The 18,132-nt window shown below is 46.3% G+C and carries 16 protein-coding genes; 13 read left to right on the forward strand and 3 right to left on the reverse strand.

Annotated elements, in window-relative coordinates; genetic code table 11:
- The 7 genes from IE163_RS17805 to IE163_RS08995 all read left to right on the forward strand — a co-directional run.
- On the forward strand, positions 1–569 hold a 569-nt coding region (locus IE163_RS17805), incomplete at its 5' end, for a DUF58 domain-containing protein (protein ID WP_444541873.1).
- The gene (locus IE163_RS08970; RefSeq protein ID WP_189432366.1) at positions 559–1,083 is read left to right on the forward strand and encodes a DUF4381 domain-containing protein; all 525 of its coding nucleotides are present in this window, start codon (positions 559–561) and stop codon (positions 1,081–1,083) included. The genes IE163_RS17805 and IE163_RS08970, both read left to right, overlap by 11 nt.
- Complete coding sequence (locus IE163_RS08975) at positions 1,076–2,062, forward strand: vWA domain-containing protein (RefSeq protein ID WP_189432367.1); 987 nt, start codon at positions 1,076–1,078, stop codon at positions 2,060–2,062. Before IE163_RS08970 ends, IE163_RS08975 begins: the two co-directional genes overlap by 8 nt.
- Complete coding sequence (locus IE163_RS08980; protein WP_189432368.1) at positions 2,052–3,833, forward strand: vWA domain-containing protein; 1,782 nt, start codon at positions 2,052–2,054, stop codon at positions 3,831–3,833. The genes IE163_RS08975 and IE163_RS08980 overlap by 11 nt, the downstream gene beginning before the upstream one ends.
- On the forward strand, positions 3,827–5,479 hold the full coding sequence (locus IE163_RS08985; protein WP_189432369.1) for a BatD family protein: 1,653 nt from the start codon (positions 3,827–3,829) through the stop codon (positions 5,477–5,479). Before IE163_RS08980 ends, IE163_RS08985 begins: the two co-directional genes overlap by 7 nt.
- Positions 5,480–5,743: 264 nt before the next feature.
- The gene (putP, locus tag IE163_RS08990; protein WP_189432370.1) at positions 5,744–7,240 is read left to right on the forward strand and encodes a sodium/proline symporter PutP; all 1,497 of its coding nucleotides are present in this window, start codon (positions 5,744–5,746) and stop codon (positions 7,238–7,240) included.
- A 129-nt stretch (positions 7,241–7,369) separates the two neighbouring features.
- The gene (locus tag IE163_RS08995) at positions 7,370–8,596 is read left to right on the forward strand and encodes an EAL and HDOD domain-containing protein (protein WP_189432371.1); all 1,227 of its coding nucleotides are present in this window, start codon (positions 7,370–7,372) and stop codon (positions 8,594–8,596) included.
- A gap of 14 nt (positions 8,597–8,610) precedes the next feature.
- Here IE163_RS08995 and IE163_RS09000 read toward each other — a convergent pair whose 3' ends face one another.
- On the reverse strand, positions 8,611–8,916 hold the full coding sequence (locus IE163_RS09000; RefSeq protein ID WP_189432372.1) for a ComEA family DNA-binding protein: 306 nt from the start codon (positions 8,914–8,916) through the stop codon (positions 8,611–8,613).
- A gap of 451 nt (positions 8,917–9,367) precedes the next feature.
- Between IE163_RS09000 and IE163_RS17810 the strand changes: the two genes are divergently transcribed.
- The 5 genes from IE163_RS17810 (at position 9,368) to IE163_RS09025 (ending at position 13,127) form a co-directional block, all read left to right on the forward strand.
- Positions 9,368–9,703 carry a PepSY domain-containing protein gene (locus IE163_RS17810; RefSeq protein ID WP_229833501.1) on the forward strand — a complete coding sequence of 112 codons (336 nt, stop codon included), beginning with the start codon at positions 9,368–9,370 and terminating at the stop codon, positions 9,701–9,703.
- Between the two features lie 2 nt (positions 9,704–9,705).
- Complete coding sequence (locus tag IE163_RS09010; protein ID WP_189432373.1) at positions 9,706–10,383, forward strand: response regulator transcription factor; 678 nt, start codon at positions 9,706–9,708, stop codon at positions 10,381–10,383.
- 18 nt (positions 10,384–10,401) lie between these two features.
- On the forward strand, positions 10,402–11,721 hold the full coding sequence (locus IE163_RS09015) for an ATP-binding protein (protein ID WP_189432374.1): 1,320 nt from the start codon (positions 10,402–10,404) through the stop codon (positions 11,719–11,721).
- Between the two features lie 88 nt (positions 11,722–11,809).
- Positions 11,810–12,172, forward strand: coding sequence for a dihydroneopterin triphosphate 2'-epimerase (gene folX, locus IE163_RS09020; RefSeq protein WP_189432375.1), 363 nt, complete (start codon positions 11,810–11,812; stop codon positions 12,170–12,172).
- A 70-nt stretch (positions 12,173–12,242) separates the two neighbouring features.
- Positions 12,243–13,127 (forward strand): TIGR01777 family oxidoreductase, encoded by an 885-nt coding sequence (locus tag IE163_RS09025; protein WP_189432376.1) that lies wholly within the window; start codon positions 12,243–12,245, stop codon positions 13,125–13,127.
- A gap of 68 nt (positions 13,128–13,195) precedes the next feature.
- On the opposite strand, the gene IE163_RS09030 is transcribed toward IE163_RS09025, so the two are convergent.
- Both IE163_RS09030 and IE163_RS09035 read right to left on the reverse strand, forming a co-directional pair.
- Complete coding sequence (locus IE163_RS09030) at positions 13,196–15,682, reverse strand: ABC transporter permease (RefSeq protein WP_189432378.1); 2,487 nt, start codon at positions 15,680–15,682, stop codon at positions 13,196–13,198.
- Complete coding sequence (locus IE163_RS09035; RefSeq protein ID WP_189432379.1) at positions 15,672–16,376, reverse strand: ABC transporter ATP-binding protein; 705 nt, start codon at positions 16,374–16,376, stop codon at positions 15,672–15,674. Before IE163_RS09035 ends, IE163_RS09030 begins: the two co-directional genes overlap by 11 nt.
- On the opposite strand from IE163_RS09035, the gene IE163_RS09040 reads away from it, so the two are divergent.
- Complete coding sequence (locus IE163_RS09040) at positions 16,375–16,962, forward strand: arylesterase (protein ID WP_189432381.1); 588 nt, start codon at positions 16,375–16,377, stop codon at positions 16,960–16,962. The genes IE163_RS09035 and IE163_RS09040 overlap by 2 nt on opposite strands.
- Positions 16,963–18,132 lie beyond the last annotated feature (1,170 nt).

Genomic DNA, 18,132 nt, shown 5'->3' on the forward strand with positions numbered 1-18,132 from the left:
TAAGCTGGCACAGTAAAGCGCAGGGCGACAAATTAGCCGGGTTAGTCTTTGGTAGCCAAAACCATAGATTATTGAAACCAGCTAGCCGTACGCGAGGTGTTTTACGCTATTTACAGGCACTGATAGACGTTCACCAGCCACGTTCCCCTGCAGCTGACGCGGTGCCACAAGGATTGCAGTTGGCATTGGCTCTTGCAGAACTACGCCGGTTACTGCGCCCTGGCAGTTTGTTGTATATCCTGTCTGATTTTAATCAGCTAGACCAGGAAGCCCTGCGGCATCTGCAGTTAATAAGCCAGCACAACGAAATACATTGCTGTCATTTATTTGATCCTTTAGAGCAGCAATTGCCCGTGAATGCTCAGGGTAGCGCCTTGGTGCGGGCGGCAGAGCAATCTTTTCAAGTCAGTTTAGGCGATCGCCAATTGCAACAACGCTATCAGTTGCAACAGCAGCAGCAAAGCCAGAGCGTTCAACATCAGTTGCAACAATTGGGCTGTAAATATGTTGCCTTTAGCAGCGCAGAGCCGCTTTTAACTCAATTGTCGAGACGTTACTATGGTCGCTAACTCCGATCTCCTCCCCCATCTAGCCGACATTTATGAACCAGAACTGATCATCGCCTGGCAACCGGCTTTAGGGCATTGGTTGCTCTTGGCAATAATACTAATAATCCTGGCTGTGTTGTTGTGGCAAGGCTATCGTCGCTGGCAAGCGGGTCAGGCGCGCCGCGCCGCGCTACTAGAATTAAAACAGCTGAATTGGCAAGAACCCAGTAGCATTGCCGCCATCAATCAGTTGCTAAAACGGCTGCTACAAAGTTATCAACCGTCCCACCCCTTATTAAGTGGTGATGTGCAAAGCTGGCAGCAGTTTTTACAAAGCCAGCTACCTAAAAGCCTGCCCTTACCAGAGTTACAGAAGTTACTCTATCAGCCACCTGCTTTAACTTCTGAGTTAGTCAGGGAACAGTGGTGGTATGCCAGTGCTTATATTATTAAACATTTCAATGCAAAAACCGGCGCAATCTGGCTTAAAAACGCCCCGTTAACGGCGCCGGCTAAAGAGAACAACCATGCTTGATTTAGCTTACCCCTGGCTACTGCTGGCGTTACCTTTGCCCTTGTTAATCAAGAAAAAACGTTTACCCGCTGGCAGTGCCCTTAATTTACCGGCACTGGCTAAACTTGGTCGCCCGGGCACAACAGGTTCGGAATTAAAATCTCTGGCTCCCTATCTGGCGGCATTAATCTGGCTGTTACTGGTAGTCAGTGCTACCCAACCGCGTTGGCTGGACGAGCCGGTGAGTTTGCCACAACCAGGTCGTGAATTGATGCTGGCAATTGATTTATCGGGTTCAATGAATATTCCTGATATGGAGTATAATATGGGCAACATTACCCGCTTAGACGCGATGAAAATGGTGTTGCGCGAGTTTATTGCCGCCCGTCAGGGTGACAGAGTGGGCTTAATTTTGTTTGCCGATGCCGCCTATCAGCAAACGCCTCTTACCTTCGATTTGGCGACAGTACAGCAATTTTTAGACGAGTCAGTTATAGGTTTAGTCGGCCAGCGCACCGCCATTGGCGAAGCAATTGGCCTAACAGTAAAACGCCTTAATAGTTATGAAGCGAGTAACAAAGTACTTATTTTACTGAGTGATGGCGCAAACAATGCGGGCGATATTCAACCTCTTGAAGCTCTGCAGCTGGCGAAAGCAGCAGGGATTAGAATTTATACTGTGGGCTTGGGCGCGGAGCAGATGGTACAACAAAGCATGTTTGGCCAAAGAGTGATTAACCCCTCGCACGATCTTGACGAACCCCTGTTGGTCCAACTGGCAGAAGAAACCGGTGGCCGGTATTTTAGGGCACGTAACCCCAGAGAGCTGAGGGATATTTATAAATTACTAGACCAGCTAGAGCCGATAGAGCGAGACGAACTGATGTTTCGGCCGCAACGTAGTTTAGTGCATTGGCCATTGGCTATCGCGTTGTTTTTATCGTTTATTCTGGCCTGGCGCCAGATTAATTGGGCAGGAGTATTGAAAAATGCTGGCTGATTTTCATTTACTACGCCCACTTTGGTTATTAGCCTTATTACCGGTAGCACTGCTATGGTGGTTACTGCGAACTCATCGCCAGGATCTTAGCCCATGGCAACAATTGATCGCCAGCCATTTGCAACCTGTCGTGCTTATCAGCCAGCAGTTACAACGCAAACAACCTTGGGCTATGCCGCTGCTGGCAAGCTGTTGGCTATTAACGGTAGTGGCCTTAACTGGCCCCAGTTGGCAAAAACTCCCGCAACCGGCTCTAACCATTAAAAAAGCCACAGTACTGATTATGGATATGTCCCTATCAATGCGGGCAACCGATATGACACCCGACCGGTTAAGCCAACAACGCTTTAAAGCCCTGGATTTTGTGGAGCAACTCCGGGAAGGCGATCTGGCACTGATTAGCTATGCCGCTGATGCCTTTGTTATCTCGCCATTAACGCCGGATCATAACAATATTCGGTTGCAGATCCCGACACTTCGGCCTGAGCTTATGCCAGAGCAAGGCTCTAATGTATTAGCTGCATTGCAACTAGCTAGTACCTTACTACAGCAAGCCGGTTATCCGAGCGGCGATGTAGTATTGTTTACCGATGGCTTTGATCACGATAGCTACCATGCCATACAACAATGGCTAAATAGCTGGCCCTACCGCCTGTCGATTCTGGCTTTTGGACAAAGCGACGGCGCCGTAGTGCGATTAGAAAATGGTGAGTTACTGAAAAATGCCCAAGGCGGTGTAGTGATCCCCAAAGTACCGCTGCAACAATTACAAATTTTAGCGCGTCAGGGAGGTGGAGTATTTCAACAAGCCACTGCTGATAACAGCGATTTACAGGCGATCATCGGTCCCCGCAACGAACGCAATAGTCAGCGTGAACCTGAGACAATTTTTGCCGGCGACCAATGGCAAGATAACGCGGTTTATCTGGTTTGGTTGCTGCTACCGCTGGCGCTATGGTTAGCAAGACGGGCGCCTATTTTACTGCTACTACCCGCAATATACTTACCCAAAGCGGACGCCATGAGCTGGCAAAGTTTATGGCAGAATAAAGAGCAACAGGCAATAGAGCATTACCAGCAGCAGCAATATCAAGATGCGCAACAGAAATTTACTGATCCGCTCTGGCGAGGTAATGCCGCCTATCGTGCTGGCGATTATCGCCAGGCAACGGAGTCTTTCTGGCAAGCCATTAAACAGCACCCTTCAGCCCCAGCCTGGCATAACCTGGGGAATGCACTTGCTATGCAACAGCAGTATCAACAAGCACTGGATGCGTATCTGGAAGCTTTGGCGCTAAACCCCGACGATGAAGCAAGTACCGCCAATGCCGAATTGATGCGGCAGTTACTGCAACAACAGCAAGCCGAGCAACAACAAGATAATAACGGCGAAGCGCAGGACAAAGAGGCGGCACAACCGCAAAATGCAGAGCAGCAGCAAACCGCAGAGCAAAATGCTGATGCGGAACAAAAAGCCCAGGCCAGCGGCGAACAAAACCAGCAAGATCCGAACAGTGAGCCGCAAAATGAGGAGTTAGCACAACAGCTTTCAGCAAACGAATCTGCAACCGAAGAAGATGCAGAGCAGACACCAGATCAAAATATCATCGAGCAAAGCTGGCCTAACGCCACCCCAGAACAACAGCAAGAGCTGGAGAATTTGTTACGCAAAGTACAAGATGACCCTGGTATTTTACTGCGTAACCGGATGCTACTGGAACATCAAAAACGTCGAACTCAACCACCCTCTGGAGCCCGTCAGGAATGGTGAAACCCCTGTTTATATTGACATATTATTTTTGCATCAGCCTGTGTTTAACACTGAGCTTGCCGGTATTTGCTATCAGCACTCTGCAAAGTCAGGTTGATAAAAATCCGGCTTTAGCGGGTGAAGCTATTACGCTGACGGTGAGCGCCGATGCCAGATTAGCGGCAGACGTGCTAAATTATCGGCAATTAGAGCAGTACTTTAGAGTAATGGTGCCATCAGTCAGCCAGAGTACCCAGATAATTAATGGCGTCAGCACCCAAAGCACGCGCTGGAGTTTTACCTTATTTCCGTTTAGCAGCGGCACCTTCACTATACCCGCTTTTGAGATTAATGGTGTACGCTCAGAGCCTATCGAAGTTACTGTCCTTGCAGAAAGCGCCAGTACAGATGCAGCAAGAGAACTTTTTGTTGAAGCCACACTGCAAGGCAGCGAAGAAATCTATGTGCAGCAAATGTTGTATTATGATGTCGTGATCTATTTCAGCGGTGATTTACAGCGTGGCAATTTAACAGAACCACAATTAGAAGGCGCAGAGATATCGCGGGTTGGCCAGGATGTGGAAGGATCAGCCCTGGTAAATGGCGTACGTTATCGCACTATAACCCGGCGCTACAGTATTACTCCGCAACGCAGCGGTAGCTTTACCATAGCGCCACCACTGTTTAGCGGTGATGTTATCGAACGCGATACCAGCCGCTATAATTATTTTGCCCGCAGTAAAACGGTGATGCAGGAAGCTAACCCTATTGCTATTCAGGTGAAACCGCAGCCAAGCAACTTTAGTGGCAGTTGGTTGGTCGCAGGCCTGGTCACATTAACAGAAGAATGGCAACCTGCTCAGTCCGAACTAACAGTGGGCGAGCCGGTCACTCGTATTATTACCTTATCAGCAGTGGATGTTGCCAGCAGTCAATTACCGGATCTTAACCAGCAATTACCGCCTCAATTACGGTTTTATCAAGAACAACCTCAAGCTAAAGGTGCTGAGCGTAGTGGCCGGCAAGTTGCTCAAAAAATCTTTACCACTGCCATTATTGCCAACGAAGCTGGCGATTTGAGCCTGCCTGAAATTCGCCTTCCCTGGTGGAATAGCCAAACGAACCGCCAGGAGGTCGCGGTTTTACCCGCGCGCGTGTTTAGCGTAAAAGCAGCAAGCGGGGGCGCTGTGCCAGACAACATAGTCGTGACTCCAACGCTTGTCTCTGAACGCCCTATTAACCACTGGCAATGGAATTACACCAGTACTTTGCTGTTACTTGGCTGGCTGCTGTCGTTAATTATTTTGGGGGTTTTAAAAAAACCGCAGTCCGTGCTAACAGCAGTGCCTGAGGCAGCAGAGCGGCGCCCCTTTGCTGACAAGTTACTAAAACAAGCTTGTCAAACAGCGGCTCCGAAGCAGGCTGCGGAACAATTGTTATTATGGGGACAACAACAATTTGCTCGCCAGGTACTATCACTGGAGCAATTAAGTCTCTTAGTGGCAGATCCCGTGCTCGCGGCTGAGCTAAACAAGCTTGCCAGACAACTTTACGGCGCTGAGCACAGTGCTTGGCAAGGCACTGCCCTGTATCAAGCTTGGCATAACTGGCGTCCTAGTAAAACGGCAACAATTAAACAGCGACTGGCGCCGTTATACCCTCACTAAATTGTTAAGGCACTGCCGCTGGTAGTGCCTTTTCGTCAGAATCCCGGCCTTTCGGGATGACTCAGCATAAAAGCACTGGCATCCCTGTTGCTGACTTGTTAGCATCTACAGATGATTTGACTTTTGCTGATGCCTAATCTTAATTGTTACAACGTCAGCAAACGTCAGCTCAGAATGATGCTGATTGACCTTATATGCCGTGTCCAATGGGCACCCCCGGTTAATTCGCCCCTATAACTTAAAACTACAACAGGAGCTTAAACTGTGGAAACTGCCACACTGATTTCACTTGCACTCTATTTTCTGGCCATGATAGGTATTGGTCTTTATGCATATAAAACCACAGATAATGATGTATCTGGTTATATGCTGGGTGGCCGTAAGTTAGGCCCCGGTGTGACAGCACTGTCTGCGGGTGCGTCAGATATGAGTGGCTGGATGTTGATGGGCTTACCCGGAGCCATGTATATCTCGGGGTTAAGTAGCACCTGGATTGCTGTTGGATTACTGGTTGGTGCCTTTTTAAATTATTTGATCGTAGCGCCCCGCTTACGGGTCTACACCGAACTGGCGCAAGATGCCATTACCCTACCCGATTACTTTGAAAAGCGTTTTGAAGATAAAACTCGCTTATTACGCATTGTTTCGTCGTTAGTCATTGTCATTTTCTTTACCCTTTATACTTCTTCTGGTGTAGTCGGCGGCGGTAAATTATTTGAAAGCTCCTTTAACCTTGATTACGAACTCGGCCTTTACATTACCGCCGGCGTGGTGGTGATCTACACCCTCATCGGTGGCTTTATGGCCGTGAGCTTAACCGATTTTGTGCAAGGCTGTTTGATGTTTTTGGCCTTAGTTTTAGTGCCCGTTGTGGCTATTCAGCACCTGGGTGGCATCACCGAAGTCAATCAAATTGTCAGCAATATTAATCCTGAATTGATGAACTGGGTTGGTGCTAGTTCGGCGCTGGCTATCATCTCAGCCTTAAGCTGGGGCTTGGGTTACTTCGGTCAGCCACATATTATTGTGCGTTTTATGGCTATTCGCTCAGTTAAAGACATTAAAACCGCCCGCCGTATTGGCATGAGCTGGATGCTGGTAACTATAGTCGGCGCGGTAATGACCGGTTTTGTTGGGATTGCTTATGTCGCCAAAACTCAGATGACGCTCGCCGATCCGGAAACGATCTTTATCGTATTTTCACAATTCTTATTCCATCCGTTGATCAGTGGCTTTTTACTCGCCGCGATACTTGCCGCCATTATGAGCACTATCTCCTCGCAATTGTTGGTGACCTCCAGCTCCTTAACTGAAGATTTTTATAAAACCTTCGTTAACCGTAGCGCCTCGCAAACAGAACTCGTGGTCGTTGGCCGCTTATCGGTATTATTAGTGGCGTTAATTGCCATAGCCTTAGCTTATGACCGCGAAAGTTCGGTGCTACAATTGGTCAGTAACGCCTGGGCGGGTTTTGGTGCTGCTTTTGGTCCTCTGATAATTTTAAGTTTATATTGGAAACGTATGACATTTGCCGGTGCATTGAGTGGCATTATAGTGGGCGCATCCACCGTACTATTTTGGATTTATGCCCCTATTCAGATTGATGGTCAAACATTAAGTGCTTTAATGTATGAAATTGTACCGGGCGTAATATTAAGCACTCTGGCCATTGTCGGCGTGAGCTTGGCAGATAAAGCGCCCACTATGTCTATGCAGCAACTTTTTGAAAAAATGTTGCTGAGCTTAAAAGCGCAACAATAAGGTGTGGCTGCATTTCTGCTAGCAACCAATCTGAATGCTGAAATTGTTCTCACCCTACGCTGGCTTTTATAGTCAGCGTTTTGTTACATTAGGGTAAGCCTAAGCAGTATCGCCGGAGAGTCATCATCTATGTTTTTTTACGCCGCCCGCCAGCCTATTCTGGATCGCAACAAAGAGCTAATTGGCTACGAACTGTTGTTTCGTGATGGTATTGATAATGCATTTCCAAATATTGATGGTGACGAAGCAACCTCAAAAATGATTGAAGGCAGTCAGTTCGCTTTTGGCTTGGAGGATTTTATTGGTGATAAACCTGGTTTCATCAACTTTACACTGGATACCTTGATCAAGAAATATCCCAGTATGCTGCCAAAAGAGCAAGTAGTTGTAGAGATTCTGGAGACGATACAACCAGGTAAACGTTTGTTAGCAGAGTGTCAGGATTTAAAAGAACAAGGCTATACCTTAGCACTGGACGACTACGAACATAGAAGTGTATGGCGGCATTTTTATCCTCATATCGATATTATAAAAATTGATTTTCGCCGCACGAATTACCAACAGATAGAAGAAATTAAACAAGCCATAGCGGCGTTTCCGCATATTAAGCTTTTAGCCGAAAAAGTGGAAACAAATGCCGAATTTCAACAAGCGCTTGAGCAAGGTTTTAGTTATTTCCAGGGTTATTTCTTTTCCCGTCCAGAAATGATGCAAACCCGGGCATTATCTCCCTCGCAATTAGCTTTGGCAGAGTTACTGTACGAAACGTCAAAAGCCGATATGGATTTAACTCAAATTACTGCAGTATTTAAACGCGATCTTACTCTCTCATATAAATTACTACGTTATAGCAATTCAGCAATATTCAAAAGACGGGCAGAAATTGAAACCATTAAACATGCGCTGGTTGTGCTGGGTCAGGCGGAATTAAAAAAATTTTTAAGCCTGCTTTTTACCGCGCAAATCAGTACAGATAAACCAGCAGAGCTAATGCGTCTAGCTATGACCAGGGCTAATTTTGCAGAAGGGTTGGCTGCTATTGGTCAAAATGTGACTTTGGAAAAAGCCTTTTTAACCGGCATGATGTCGTTAATGGATGCTATTTTGGATGAACCCATAGAAAGTGTGATGGAAAAACTACCATTAGCAAATGATATTAAAGAGGCGCTCATAAATAAAACTGGTATTTTGGCTGACTATTTAAAACTAATACAATGTTACGAGAATGCCGATTGGCAAAAAGCGAATGAAACGATTGCACTATTGAAATTAGATGTCACAAAAGTTCCAGATGCCTATCATCAGGCTGTGCAGTGGGCTAACGAACAGATGAAAGCCTTAGGTGAAATGACCTAAGGCTCCGAGTGAGGTTAATCAAAACTGACGTATTGAGCGACACGGGCAGCTAACTTCTCGCCAATGCCTTTTACTTTGGTAAGCTCAGCTTCGCTTTTGATTGCACCATGCTCAGCAATATGATCAATTACAGCCTGAGCTTTGACCTGGCCTAAACCAGGCACTGCAGTCAACTGCTCTACACTAGCTTGATTAAGACGCAGCTTGGTGTTGGCTTGCGCAGTCGCTTTAGTCATCTCCTGGTTGTTGGTGTTCGCCAAAGCATAATTTGCAAATAACACCATAGCAGCCATAGACATAGCAGCAATTAGTTGTTTCATTACAAGTTTCCTCCCGAAACGGCTGGATACTCAGCTGCGAAATCCTTAGCAACAAGACAACCACAACACCGGGATCGGCTATTACCGGTGTAAATGCTTTGCTACACAGCTAGCATCTAGAACTATATTTAAACCGATCGCTATAAATTTAGCTTTAATATTTATTTTTGCAACTTTTAATTAAATTATTTAACCAAAAAAGAGCTGCAACATTCAGCAGCAATTAAGCGATACTCCTTTATCCTGAATATATTGTTGATTGCCGCCTGCAGAATATTTCAGTACATTAGTAAAAATGTACCAAGCTAGTGTCGAATGTTTGTTGATAAAGGGGTTGTTTCAGCTTACCTTTTACAAAAAGTCCTCTGGTAAGTGACTCTTGCAGGCCTCATCACTAATGTTGGCATCTTCAGTGAGTAATTTGTTGTACACTGTCAAGGGGTTGGAGAAAATGATGAAATTGAAGCCATTACTAATTTGCAGTTGTATCTTGCTTACAGCACCACTCATTGCTAATGCCAATGAAAAAAAAGAACCGTCTAGGCAGCAGGCGCAACCACAAAGCCGAGCTATATCAAAAGAACCGTCTAGGCAGCAAGCGCAACCACAAAGCCGAGCGATATCAAAAGAAGCGGCTACTCAGTTAGCGCAACAACGTTATCCTGGCAGAGTTTTAAAAGTGCATACTGAGCAACGACAGTATAAAGTTAGGGTAATGCAAGCTGATGGCAGAGTCGTTAACGTGATAGTAGATGGTCAAAATGGCCGGGTAAAAAGGGAAGAATAACGATGCGAGTGCTTGTAGTTGAAGATGAAAATTTACTGGCTGACCAGATAAAAAACCAGCTATTACAACAGCAGTTTAGTGTAGATTTAGCCATTGATGGTGCTGACGGCTGGTTTAAGATATCAGAATATCCTTATGATTTAGCGATTATTGATTTGGGTTTACCAAAGCTAGATGGTCTATCGCTCATTCGCAAAGCGCGAAAACAAGAGATAAAAACCCCGATTATTATCCTTACTGCCCGCGGTAGTTGGCAAGAAAAGGTCGAAGGCCTGGATGCCGGCGCCGATGATTATCTGACGAAACCCTTTCATAATGAAGAATTACTCGCCCGCTGTAACGCGCTTATTCGCCGTGCCGCTGGGCAACCTGACCCAACACTAAGCTCTGGCCCGATCTCACTTAACAGCCGGACCCAGCAAGTTTGGTTAAAAGATGCAGAAGTGAGCCTAACGGCTTACGAATATAAAGTACTGGAGTACTTTATGCTAAATCCAGGCAAAGTGATTTCAAAAACAGAACTGACCGAACATATTTATGATCAGGATTTCGATTTGGATAGTAATGTTATTGAAGTTTTTGTACTGCGCTTGCGCAAAAAACTTGATCCAGAAGGCGATATAAAGCCAATAGAAACCTTGCGTGGTCGTGGCTACCGCTTTAATCTTGCCGTCGAATAAATGCTTGTAGCTCAATAAATGAAAGTTATCCCATTAAAACTGCGTCAAGGGCTGGTGAGTGCAGTATTACTCTTATTGCTGCTACCCAGCTCTTTCGTCGCCATAGAACAAGCATTCTATCGCCAACTGCTAACCAATGCTGAACAAAAGATGGAAGTACATATGTATGCCATCTTATCAGAGTTGCACCTCACTGACGGCAAGATAGAGCTGAACAATAATACCTTAGCTCCTGACTTTTACCGACCTGATTCAGGGTTGAGTGCCTTTGTAACCGATGGGCAACGGCTATTGTGGCAGTCTGACTCTTCTCTAAATCAGGAGTTTCAAGTACCCGAAATTCAGCTTACCCCAGGCCAACATATTTTCTATGAGTTAGAACAAGCAGAAACAGAGTATCAGATCCTCAGTATTGCCTTTTTATTTGATTCCGGTGACAGCGCCCAACCTCTAGCTATTCACGTTGTGCAAAGCCACGAGATGCTTATGGCTCCGCATAAAAGCTTCCGCTCAACACTGCTCCGTTGGTTTACTGGTATTGCGGCGGGATTATTATTACTCAGTATTCTGGCATATTATTGGACAACCAAACCGCTTACCCGGCTTGACCACGAGATACGCCAGCTAGAGCGCGGTAAACAAGACCACCTTACAGGTAATTACCCTTCTGAACTGAATGTTATTAAAGAAGATTTAAATTTACTCTTAGCCAGCCAGAACCGGCAAAAATTACGTTACCGTAATCATCTTAGCGATCTGGCACATGCATTGAAAACACCGGTAGCGGTACTAAGAACCTCGCCTCTGGCACAGCAACCTGAATTAAAAGAACAGATAGATCGCATCACGGCCATGATTGAACATCAGTTGAAAAAGGCCAGCAGTTCAGGTCAGGATATTTGGAAAAAGCAAACCCCCCTATTACCCTTGGCAGAGAAACTGATCAATGCATTGCGTAAAATATACCGCGACAAAGGCTGTGTTATCGAACTAGCCTGTGCCGAGCAAGCATTTTTCCGGGGGGACGAAACCGATATTATGGAGATCCTCGGTAACTTGTTAGATAACGCCTGTAAAGCCTGTAATAAAAAAGTTCTGGTTAAGGTAGAACAACATCCTTTCACCTTGATTGTAGAAGACGATGGACCTGGTATAGCGCCTAATAAGCGACAAGAACTATTCGAAAGAGGTACCCGTCTTGATACCTATGTGGACGGCCATGGTGTTGGTTTATCCATAGTCGCCGAACTGGTTAATTCCTACTCTGGCACTATTAGCATTGCAGACAGTGAGCTGGGTGGCGCGCGCTTTACCCTGATCTTTGCAGACGAAAACTAAGTCTAAACAAAAATTTGCTGCTACTGATCGCCCGTTGCTGTTTTGCCGTAATCAGCAACTAACTATGTATTAATTACAGGACAGCACTATGGATCTGAATCCCGCTATAATTAAAATCAAAAACTTGCGCTTACGGACTTATATTGGTATCAACGACGATGAAATCGCTAATAAACAAGACGTTATTGTCAATGCCCGTATTCAGTATAGCGCGGTAGATGCAGCAAATTCTGACGATATGTCAAAAGCCCTTAACTACAGAACTATTACCAAGCAAATTATTGCCTTAGTAGAAAATAATCGCTTTGCCCTACTGGAAAAACTCACTGCCGATGTGTTACTACTGGCAAGTGCTCATCCGTCGGTTAGCTATGCCGAAGTTGAAATTGATAAACCTCATGCTCTGCGTTTTGCCGATTCGGTTTCACTAACCTTATCGATTAATAAATAAGCGGCTATACTTTAAGCTGCTCTGGGTGCCAGCAACTGCTGTTGGCGCTAATCTCAGAAAAGGCAACCATATGAATATCCTGATCACCGGTGGCACAGGCTTAATTGGCAGTGCATTAACTCAATTATGGCAAACCGAGCATAGTATCTGGATTTTAAGCCGTGCTGAACGCCATACGGATAGCGGTAATGTGAAATATATCAACGCCTTACAGCAGGTAAACTTTAATGAGCTTGATGCTATCATTAACCTTGCCGGAGAACCTATTGCCAATAAGCGTTGGAGCACTCGCCAGAAAAGCCGCATCTGCCAAAGCCGTTGGCAATTAACAGAAGAATTAAGCCAACTCATCAGGCTATCAGACTCCCCTCCTAAGTTGTTAATCAGTGGCTCGGCTATTGGATATTATGGCCGGCAGGATAGTCAGGAGATCACAGAAGATTATCAGGCATTTTTCCCAGAATTTAGCCATGATATCTGTGCTCGCTGGGAAAATCTTGCTATGCAAGCGAGCAGTGCCAATACCCGAGTTTGCTTGCTACGAACAGGTATAGTGTTAGCTGAAAATGCCGGTGCCCTGAAGAAAATGCTACCGCCGTTTAAACTAGGGCTGGGAGGCGTTATTGGCTCAGGCGAGCAATATATGTCGTGGATCCACTTGGAAGATATGGTAGCGCTAATTGATTTCGTCTTAAAACACGAGTCATTACAAGGCCCTGTTAATGCTGTAGCGCCTAAAGCCGTCACAAATAAAACCTTTACTCAAGAGTTGGCAAAGCGCGTTAACCGTCCAGCGTTATTGCCTATGCCAGGCTTTATGGCCAGGTTATTGTTCGGTGAAATGTCCGACATTTTATTATATGGGCAACGGGTTGTACCGAAAAAGCTGCAAGATGCAGGCTTTCATTTTCGCTATCCACAGCTAGGCCCCGCACTAGCTTCTTTAAGTTTATAACCCACAAAAAAGCAGCTGATAGCCAGCTGCTTTTTATAAACCCAAACTAAGGCTGATCTGGCAAGCAACTATCCTTGTAACACGCGGCGAATTAGCACTGCGCCTGGAACACGTAATAATTGCCGTAACTGCCACCATCCCAAAATAGAAACCAAGACAGCGCCACTGACCGGCCCCAACCACCATAAGGTGTAATGAAAACTAAAGGGCAAGTCAAACAATCGTTGCTGCAAGCTGAGCAATAGGATCTCTGCCAGTACTGTAGCAAAAAGGCCCGCCAAGGCGCCTAAGAAAGTAAATTCCAGCAGCAGTGCATTTCGTAAAAACGCATACCGCGCTCCTAAGGTTCGCAGAATAGCCAACTCCTGTTCACGCTGCTCTATGGTCGCTTGCACCTGCGCTACCAGCACCAAGGCCGCAGCTAAGCCAATAATGACCAGAATAAAGCTTAAGGCCAACGTCACCTGAGCAATAATATCTTGTACTTGCTTAATAATGGCTTCAACACTCAGTACAGTAACCGTAGGCATAAGACGCGCTAATTGATTAACCAGTTGATAACGTTCAGCTTCGATATAAAATGCCGTGATATAACTCGCTGGAAAATCTTTTAGCAAATCTGGACTTAAAATCATATAGAAATTGGGTTGTAAACTATTCCAATCCACGGTTCTTATACTGGTTACCTGGGCAGAAATCAGTTGACCACCAATAGAGAACTGCAACTGATCGCCAACTGCAATGCCAACGCGTTCAGCTAATTCTTGCTCTACCGACACCTCCCCCTGAGTTTGCGCACTAAACCATTCCCCAGCCTGAATTTTATTAGCGGGTGGTAAGTTGTCTAACCAGGTTAGATTGAGCTCACGCCCAATACCCGTTTGCTGCTCAGAGCGGTCTTCTTTTGTCGCTTCTTCCCGCATTATCTGCTGATTAATCTGTACCAAACGGCCTCGTACTACCGGATAGAAGGGTTCAGGTTGTAATTGATGGGTTTTAGCAAACTCAGCCAGCTCATCCCGTTGCGTCTCGCTAACATTAACCAGAAAATGATTCGGTGCTCCCTCTGGAATTTGTTGCTGCCATTGGCCAATGAGCTCAGCACGGACAAAGTACAACAGCAATGCCAAGAATAAGGCGAGCGAAAACGTAATAAGCTGGAAGCTGTTAGCCCAAAGCCGCCGACGTAAATTGGCCAGAGCTAACTTACCGGCACTGCTCTGCCCGGCAGCGACTGGCTTCGCAGCTTTAACCAAAATCGCTGCCACACCGAGCAGTAAGGCGATAAAAATACCACACACTAAAAACAAGCCAATGCTAATTAGCCATTCACCAGAAAATAACCACATCAGAGCAAAAACTGCCAGAGCACCGGTTATTAATTGCCATTTATCAAAAGTTAATGACGCAGCGGGCTGTTTAAGCACTTGAATAGCGGGGGTCACGGTAAGCTGCCACAAAGGTCTGGCAGCAAACAGCGAAGCACAGAGAACACAGGTTAAACTTCCCAGCCAAAGTGGTCTAAAACTAAACTCAGGCCGGAAATCGCCAACATAGTGTAAAATTGCCGATTCAGCAAAAACCAAAACTAGCTGCCCGGCAAGTAAACCAATTAATAAACTAAACAGCACAACCAAAGTAAGATGGCTGGCATAAATACGCCTCACTTGAGCGGTAGTCGCTCCTAGGGCTTTAATGATGGCCACGGCCTGCACATGCCGCTGGCTGTAGCGATTAGCCGCAACCGCAGCTGCACAAGCTGCCAGAACAATTCCTAATAAACCAGCTAGCAGCAGAAAACGCTCCGCACGTGCCAAAGCACCGCCAATAGCAGATTGTTGATCACGATCACGCCAGCGTTGATGCACCGTTAAAAGTGGCTTCACCGCTTCGGCAAAGCTGTCTAATTGCGGATTGTTTCCAGCAAATAAATAGCGGTAGCTAATACGACTACCAGGCTGCACTATACCAGAGGCCGCCACATCATCCAGGTGCATTAATGCCCGCGGCGCGCCGCCAAATACGCTAAGTGGCGCATCTGGTTCATTAACAATAACCCCACCAACTTGCAAACGATGACTACCCAGCTCAATGGTATCACCTACGCTTACCGCCAATAAATCCAGTAAACGAGGTTCGAACCAAATTTGCCCAACCGTCAAAGTAGCGATTTCGCCTGCAGTTAGGCTGACTGAACGGTGCAAGATCAGCTCACCACGAAGCGGATAACTGGGACTTACCGCTTTGATGGTTGCCAACTGCATTTCTTGTTCACTAAACAGCATAGAGTCGAACTGCATTTGCTGCGCCACTGCCAACCCTTGCTGCTGCGCTAGCGTTATAATATCAAGGTTAAATGCCTGAGTAGATCCAAGCACTCTGTCAGCGGCGATAAACTGTGCACTGCGTTGTTCGAGCGCCACCTTTACACTTTGAGTAATGCCACTTAAGCTGACCACCGAGAATACTGCCAGAAATAGTGCAAAGGCGATTACCCAAAGCTCACCACGTTTTAATTCGCGCCAAAACAAGCGCCAGGCAATACTAGCCCACATTAGCGAGCTCCTCAGTATTAATAAAACGACCTGCTTGCATTTTTAATTGCCGCTGACAACGCGTGGCTAACTCTTCGCTATGAGTCACTAATACCAGAGTGGTGCCCTGCTGCGTATTTAAGTCAAACAACAAGTCCTCAATTTTTTGCCCGGTTGTCGCATCCAAATTTGCTGAGGGTTCATCGGCAAACAAAATAGCGGGTTTGGTGATAAAGGCCCGAGCGATAGCAACACGTTGCTGCTCACCACCAGAAAGCTGTGCCGGATAAAAATCGGCACGGGCCTCCAGTCCAACTTGCTGTAACAAAGCCTTAGCACGTTGCCTAGCTTGCTTATCACCGGCAAGCTCAGCCGGTAAGGTGATATTTTCCAGTGCCGTTAAGCTAGGTAGCAATAAAAAGGATTGAAAGACGAAGCCGACGTAGCGGGCGCGGATCCCCGCCCGTTCGTCTTCTGATAGTTGATGTAGTGGTTTTCCGGCTAAATACACTTCACCGCTGCTGGGTACGTCTAAGCCAGCAAGCAAGCTAAGTAAAGTTGATTTCCCCGAGCCAGAGGCGCCTACAATGGCAACTGTCTCGCCTTGATTGATTGTCAGGCTAATATCATGCAGGATAGTCAGTGATCCTTCGCTGACTTTAACCCGTTTAGCAAGGTTAGACGCTTTAATATGAATTTCAGGTAGTTTAGTCATGCGCATTATCTTAGTTATTGTACTGTTTTTATTTAGCCAGAATGTTCTGGCGCAAAAGTTACTGATTCTCGGTGACAGCTTAAGTGCCGCATACGGCTTACAAGAGTCGCAAGGCTGGCCCGCCTTACTAGCCGAAAAAACCGAGTTAACACTGATTAACGCCAGCATTAGTGGCGAAACCACAGCGGGTGGCTTAGCTCGTTTACCTGCCCTGCTTGAGCAACATCAGCCCGACTGGGTATTGATTGAGCTAGGTGGTAACGACGGCCTAAGAGGCTTTAATCCAACGCTTATCGAAAGCCAATTAAAACAAATAATTACATTGGTTAAACAGCATAAAGCGGTACCCCTATTAATGCAAATACGCATTCCGCCTAATTATGGACCACGTTATGTGGAACGCTTCACCGACATTTATCCCACATTAGCTGAGCAAGAGCAAATTACGCTCTGGCCATTTTTTATGGATGAGATAGCCATAAAACCGGAGTTAATGATGCGGGATGGTATTCATCCTAATGCTGATGCGCAGCCGCTGATCCGTGATTTTATGTATGAGTTAGTGTCGCAGTTGCAAAGCGAGTAGTTCTTAGCTGGCTTTGCTTTTTAGCGTTTGACGCCTTTAGCCGCCGGATGCGCTACTCTGGAACCTGCGTAACCTAAAGTAACCGCAGAGTGTAGATTGGTGCAACACCCTTAACTGGGTAGTAATTTTCTCCACCGGCTATGCAGCGCTTTCTAAGATATAAGTTACATCGAATCGCCAGGCTGCTTGCAGTCGATAATGCACACCAGGCCGCCGTAAACCCATCCCTGGGGGCTTATCCTTTCGCATCCCTGCGAAAGACGCCTGGCTTAGCATTATCGACTCGCTGCCTGGCTAGATCAGTGTTATTTCCTGGCTAATACCGAGCCAAATATCAAAGCCTTGCTGCAGGTTAGTGGTGCAATTGGGGATACGCAAAAATCAAACTAGGTGGTAAACGCAGAGTACACTTTGCTCGGGGTGCACCAATCTTGAGCCAGCGTAACTTTAAGTAAATACAGATTCAAGCTCAGCGCAACGTCCTTAGCAGGTGTTGTAACTTTCTCCACCAGCTTCGATGAGATCACTTAAACCGAAACGCCAGGCTGCTTGCAGCCGATATTACACACAAAGACGCCGTAAATACATCCTTGTAGGCTCCTGTCCGGCATCCATGCCGTACACGCTTTGTTTAGCAATATCGGCTCGCTGCCTAGCTGCATAAGTGTTATTTGTTAGCTTGTTGAAAGCTAAATGCCTGAGTTTTGCTGCATTCTAGGTGCATTTTGGATGCGCAAAAATCGAACGAGGTGGTAAACGCATAGTACACTTTGCTCGGGGAGGTGTTTTTCAGGGATGAAAAACAGCAGCGTACAGGGAGGTATCCACAGCGTGCCCCGACAAAGTTGTACGGCGCGCTTAGCCGCCGGATGCACCAAACTTGAATTTGCTAAGCTTGAAATAACAGCTGATTTTAGATTGCGAGACAGGAGTATCAAGGTAGAGTTTTGAGTATAGATGGCCTCCCCTAGGGGATTCGACCCCCTGTTACCGCCGTGCAAAATGACTGCGCGGTGTTCACACCGCCTCACGGCGCTATTAGGAATTTAAACAGGAGAATTAAGATAGATGGCGTCCCCTAGGGGATTCGAACTGTCAACAACAATCCAATAGTGATCCACCCCAACAATCTAAAAGTGATCCACTACTCTTTAGTTTTATCCATTAATC

This window comes from Alishewanella longhuensis, from assembly GCF_014653435.1.
Lineage (GTDB): Bacteria > Pseudomonadota > Gammaproteobacteria > Enterobacterales > Alteromonadaceae > Alishewanella > Alishewanella longhuensis.

Coding starts and splice junctions, on each gene's coding strand:
- IE163_RS08995 (WP_189432371.1), top strand. CDS start 7,370: ATGTTTTTTTACGCCGCCCGCCAGCCTATTCTGGATCGCAACAAAGAG.
- IE163_RS09035 (WP_189432379.1), bottom strand. CDS start 16,376: ATGACTAAACTACCTGAAATTCATATTAAAGCGTCTAACCTTGCTAAA.
- IE163_RS09040 (WP_189432381.1), top strand. CDS start 16,375: ATGCGCATTATCTTAGTTATTGTACTGTTTTTATTTAGCCAGAATGTT.
- IE163_RS08975 (WP_189432367.1), top strand. CDS start 1,076: ATGCTTGATTTAGCTTACCCCTGGCTACTGCTGGCGTTACCTTTGCCC.
- IE163_RS09000 (WP_189432372.1), bottom strand. CDS start 8,916: ATGAAACAACTAATTGCTGCTATGTCTATGGCTGCTATGGTGTTATTT.
- IE163_RS09025 (WP_189432376.1), top strand. CDS start 12,243: ATGAATATCCTGATCACCGGTGGCACAGGCTTAATTGGCAGTGCATTA.
- IE163_RS09015 (WP_189432374.1), top strand. CDS start 10,402: ATGAAAGTTATCCCATTAAAACTGCGTCAAGGGCTGGTGAGTGCAGTA.
- folX (WP_189432375.1), top strand. CDS start 11,810: ATGGATCTGAATCCCGCTATAATTAAAATCAAAAACTTGCGCTTACGG.
- IE163_RS08970 (WP_189432366.1), top strand. CDS start 559: ATGGTCGCTAACTCCGATCTCCTCCCCCATCTAGCCGACATTTATGAA.
- IE163_RS09030 (WP_189432378.1), bottom strand. CDS start 15,682: ATGTGGGCTAGTATTGCCTGGCGCTTGTTTTGGCGCGAATTAAAACGT.
- IE163_RS17810 (WP_229833501.1), top strand. CDS start 9,368: ATGATGAAATTGAAGCCATTACTAATTTGCAGTTGTATCTTGCTTACA.
- IE163_RS09010 (WP_189432373.1), top strand. CDS start 9,706: ATGCGAGTGCTTGTAGTTGAAGATGAAAATTTACTGGCTGACCAGATA.
- IE163_RS08980 (WP_189432368.1), top strand. CDS start 2,052: ATGCTGGCTGATTTTCATTTACTACGCCCACTTTGGTTATTAGCCTTA.
- IE163_RS08985 (WP_189432369.1), top strand. CDS start 3,827: ATGGTGAAACCCCTGTTTATATTGACATATTATTTTTGCATCAGCCTG.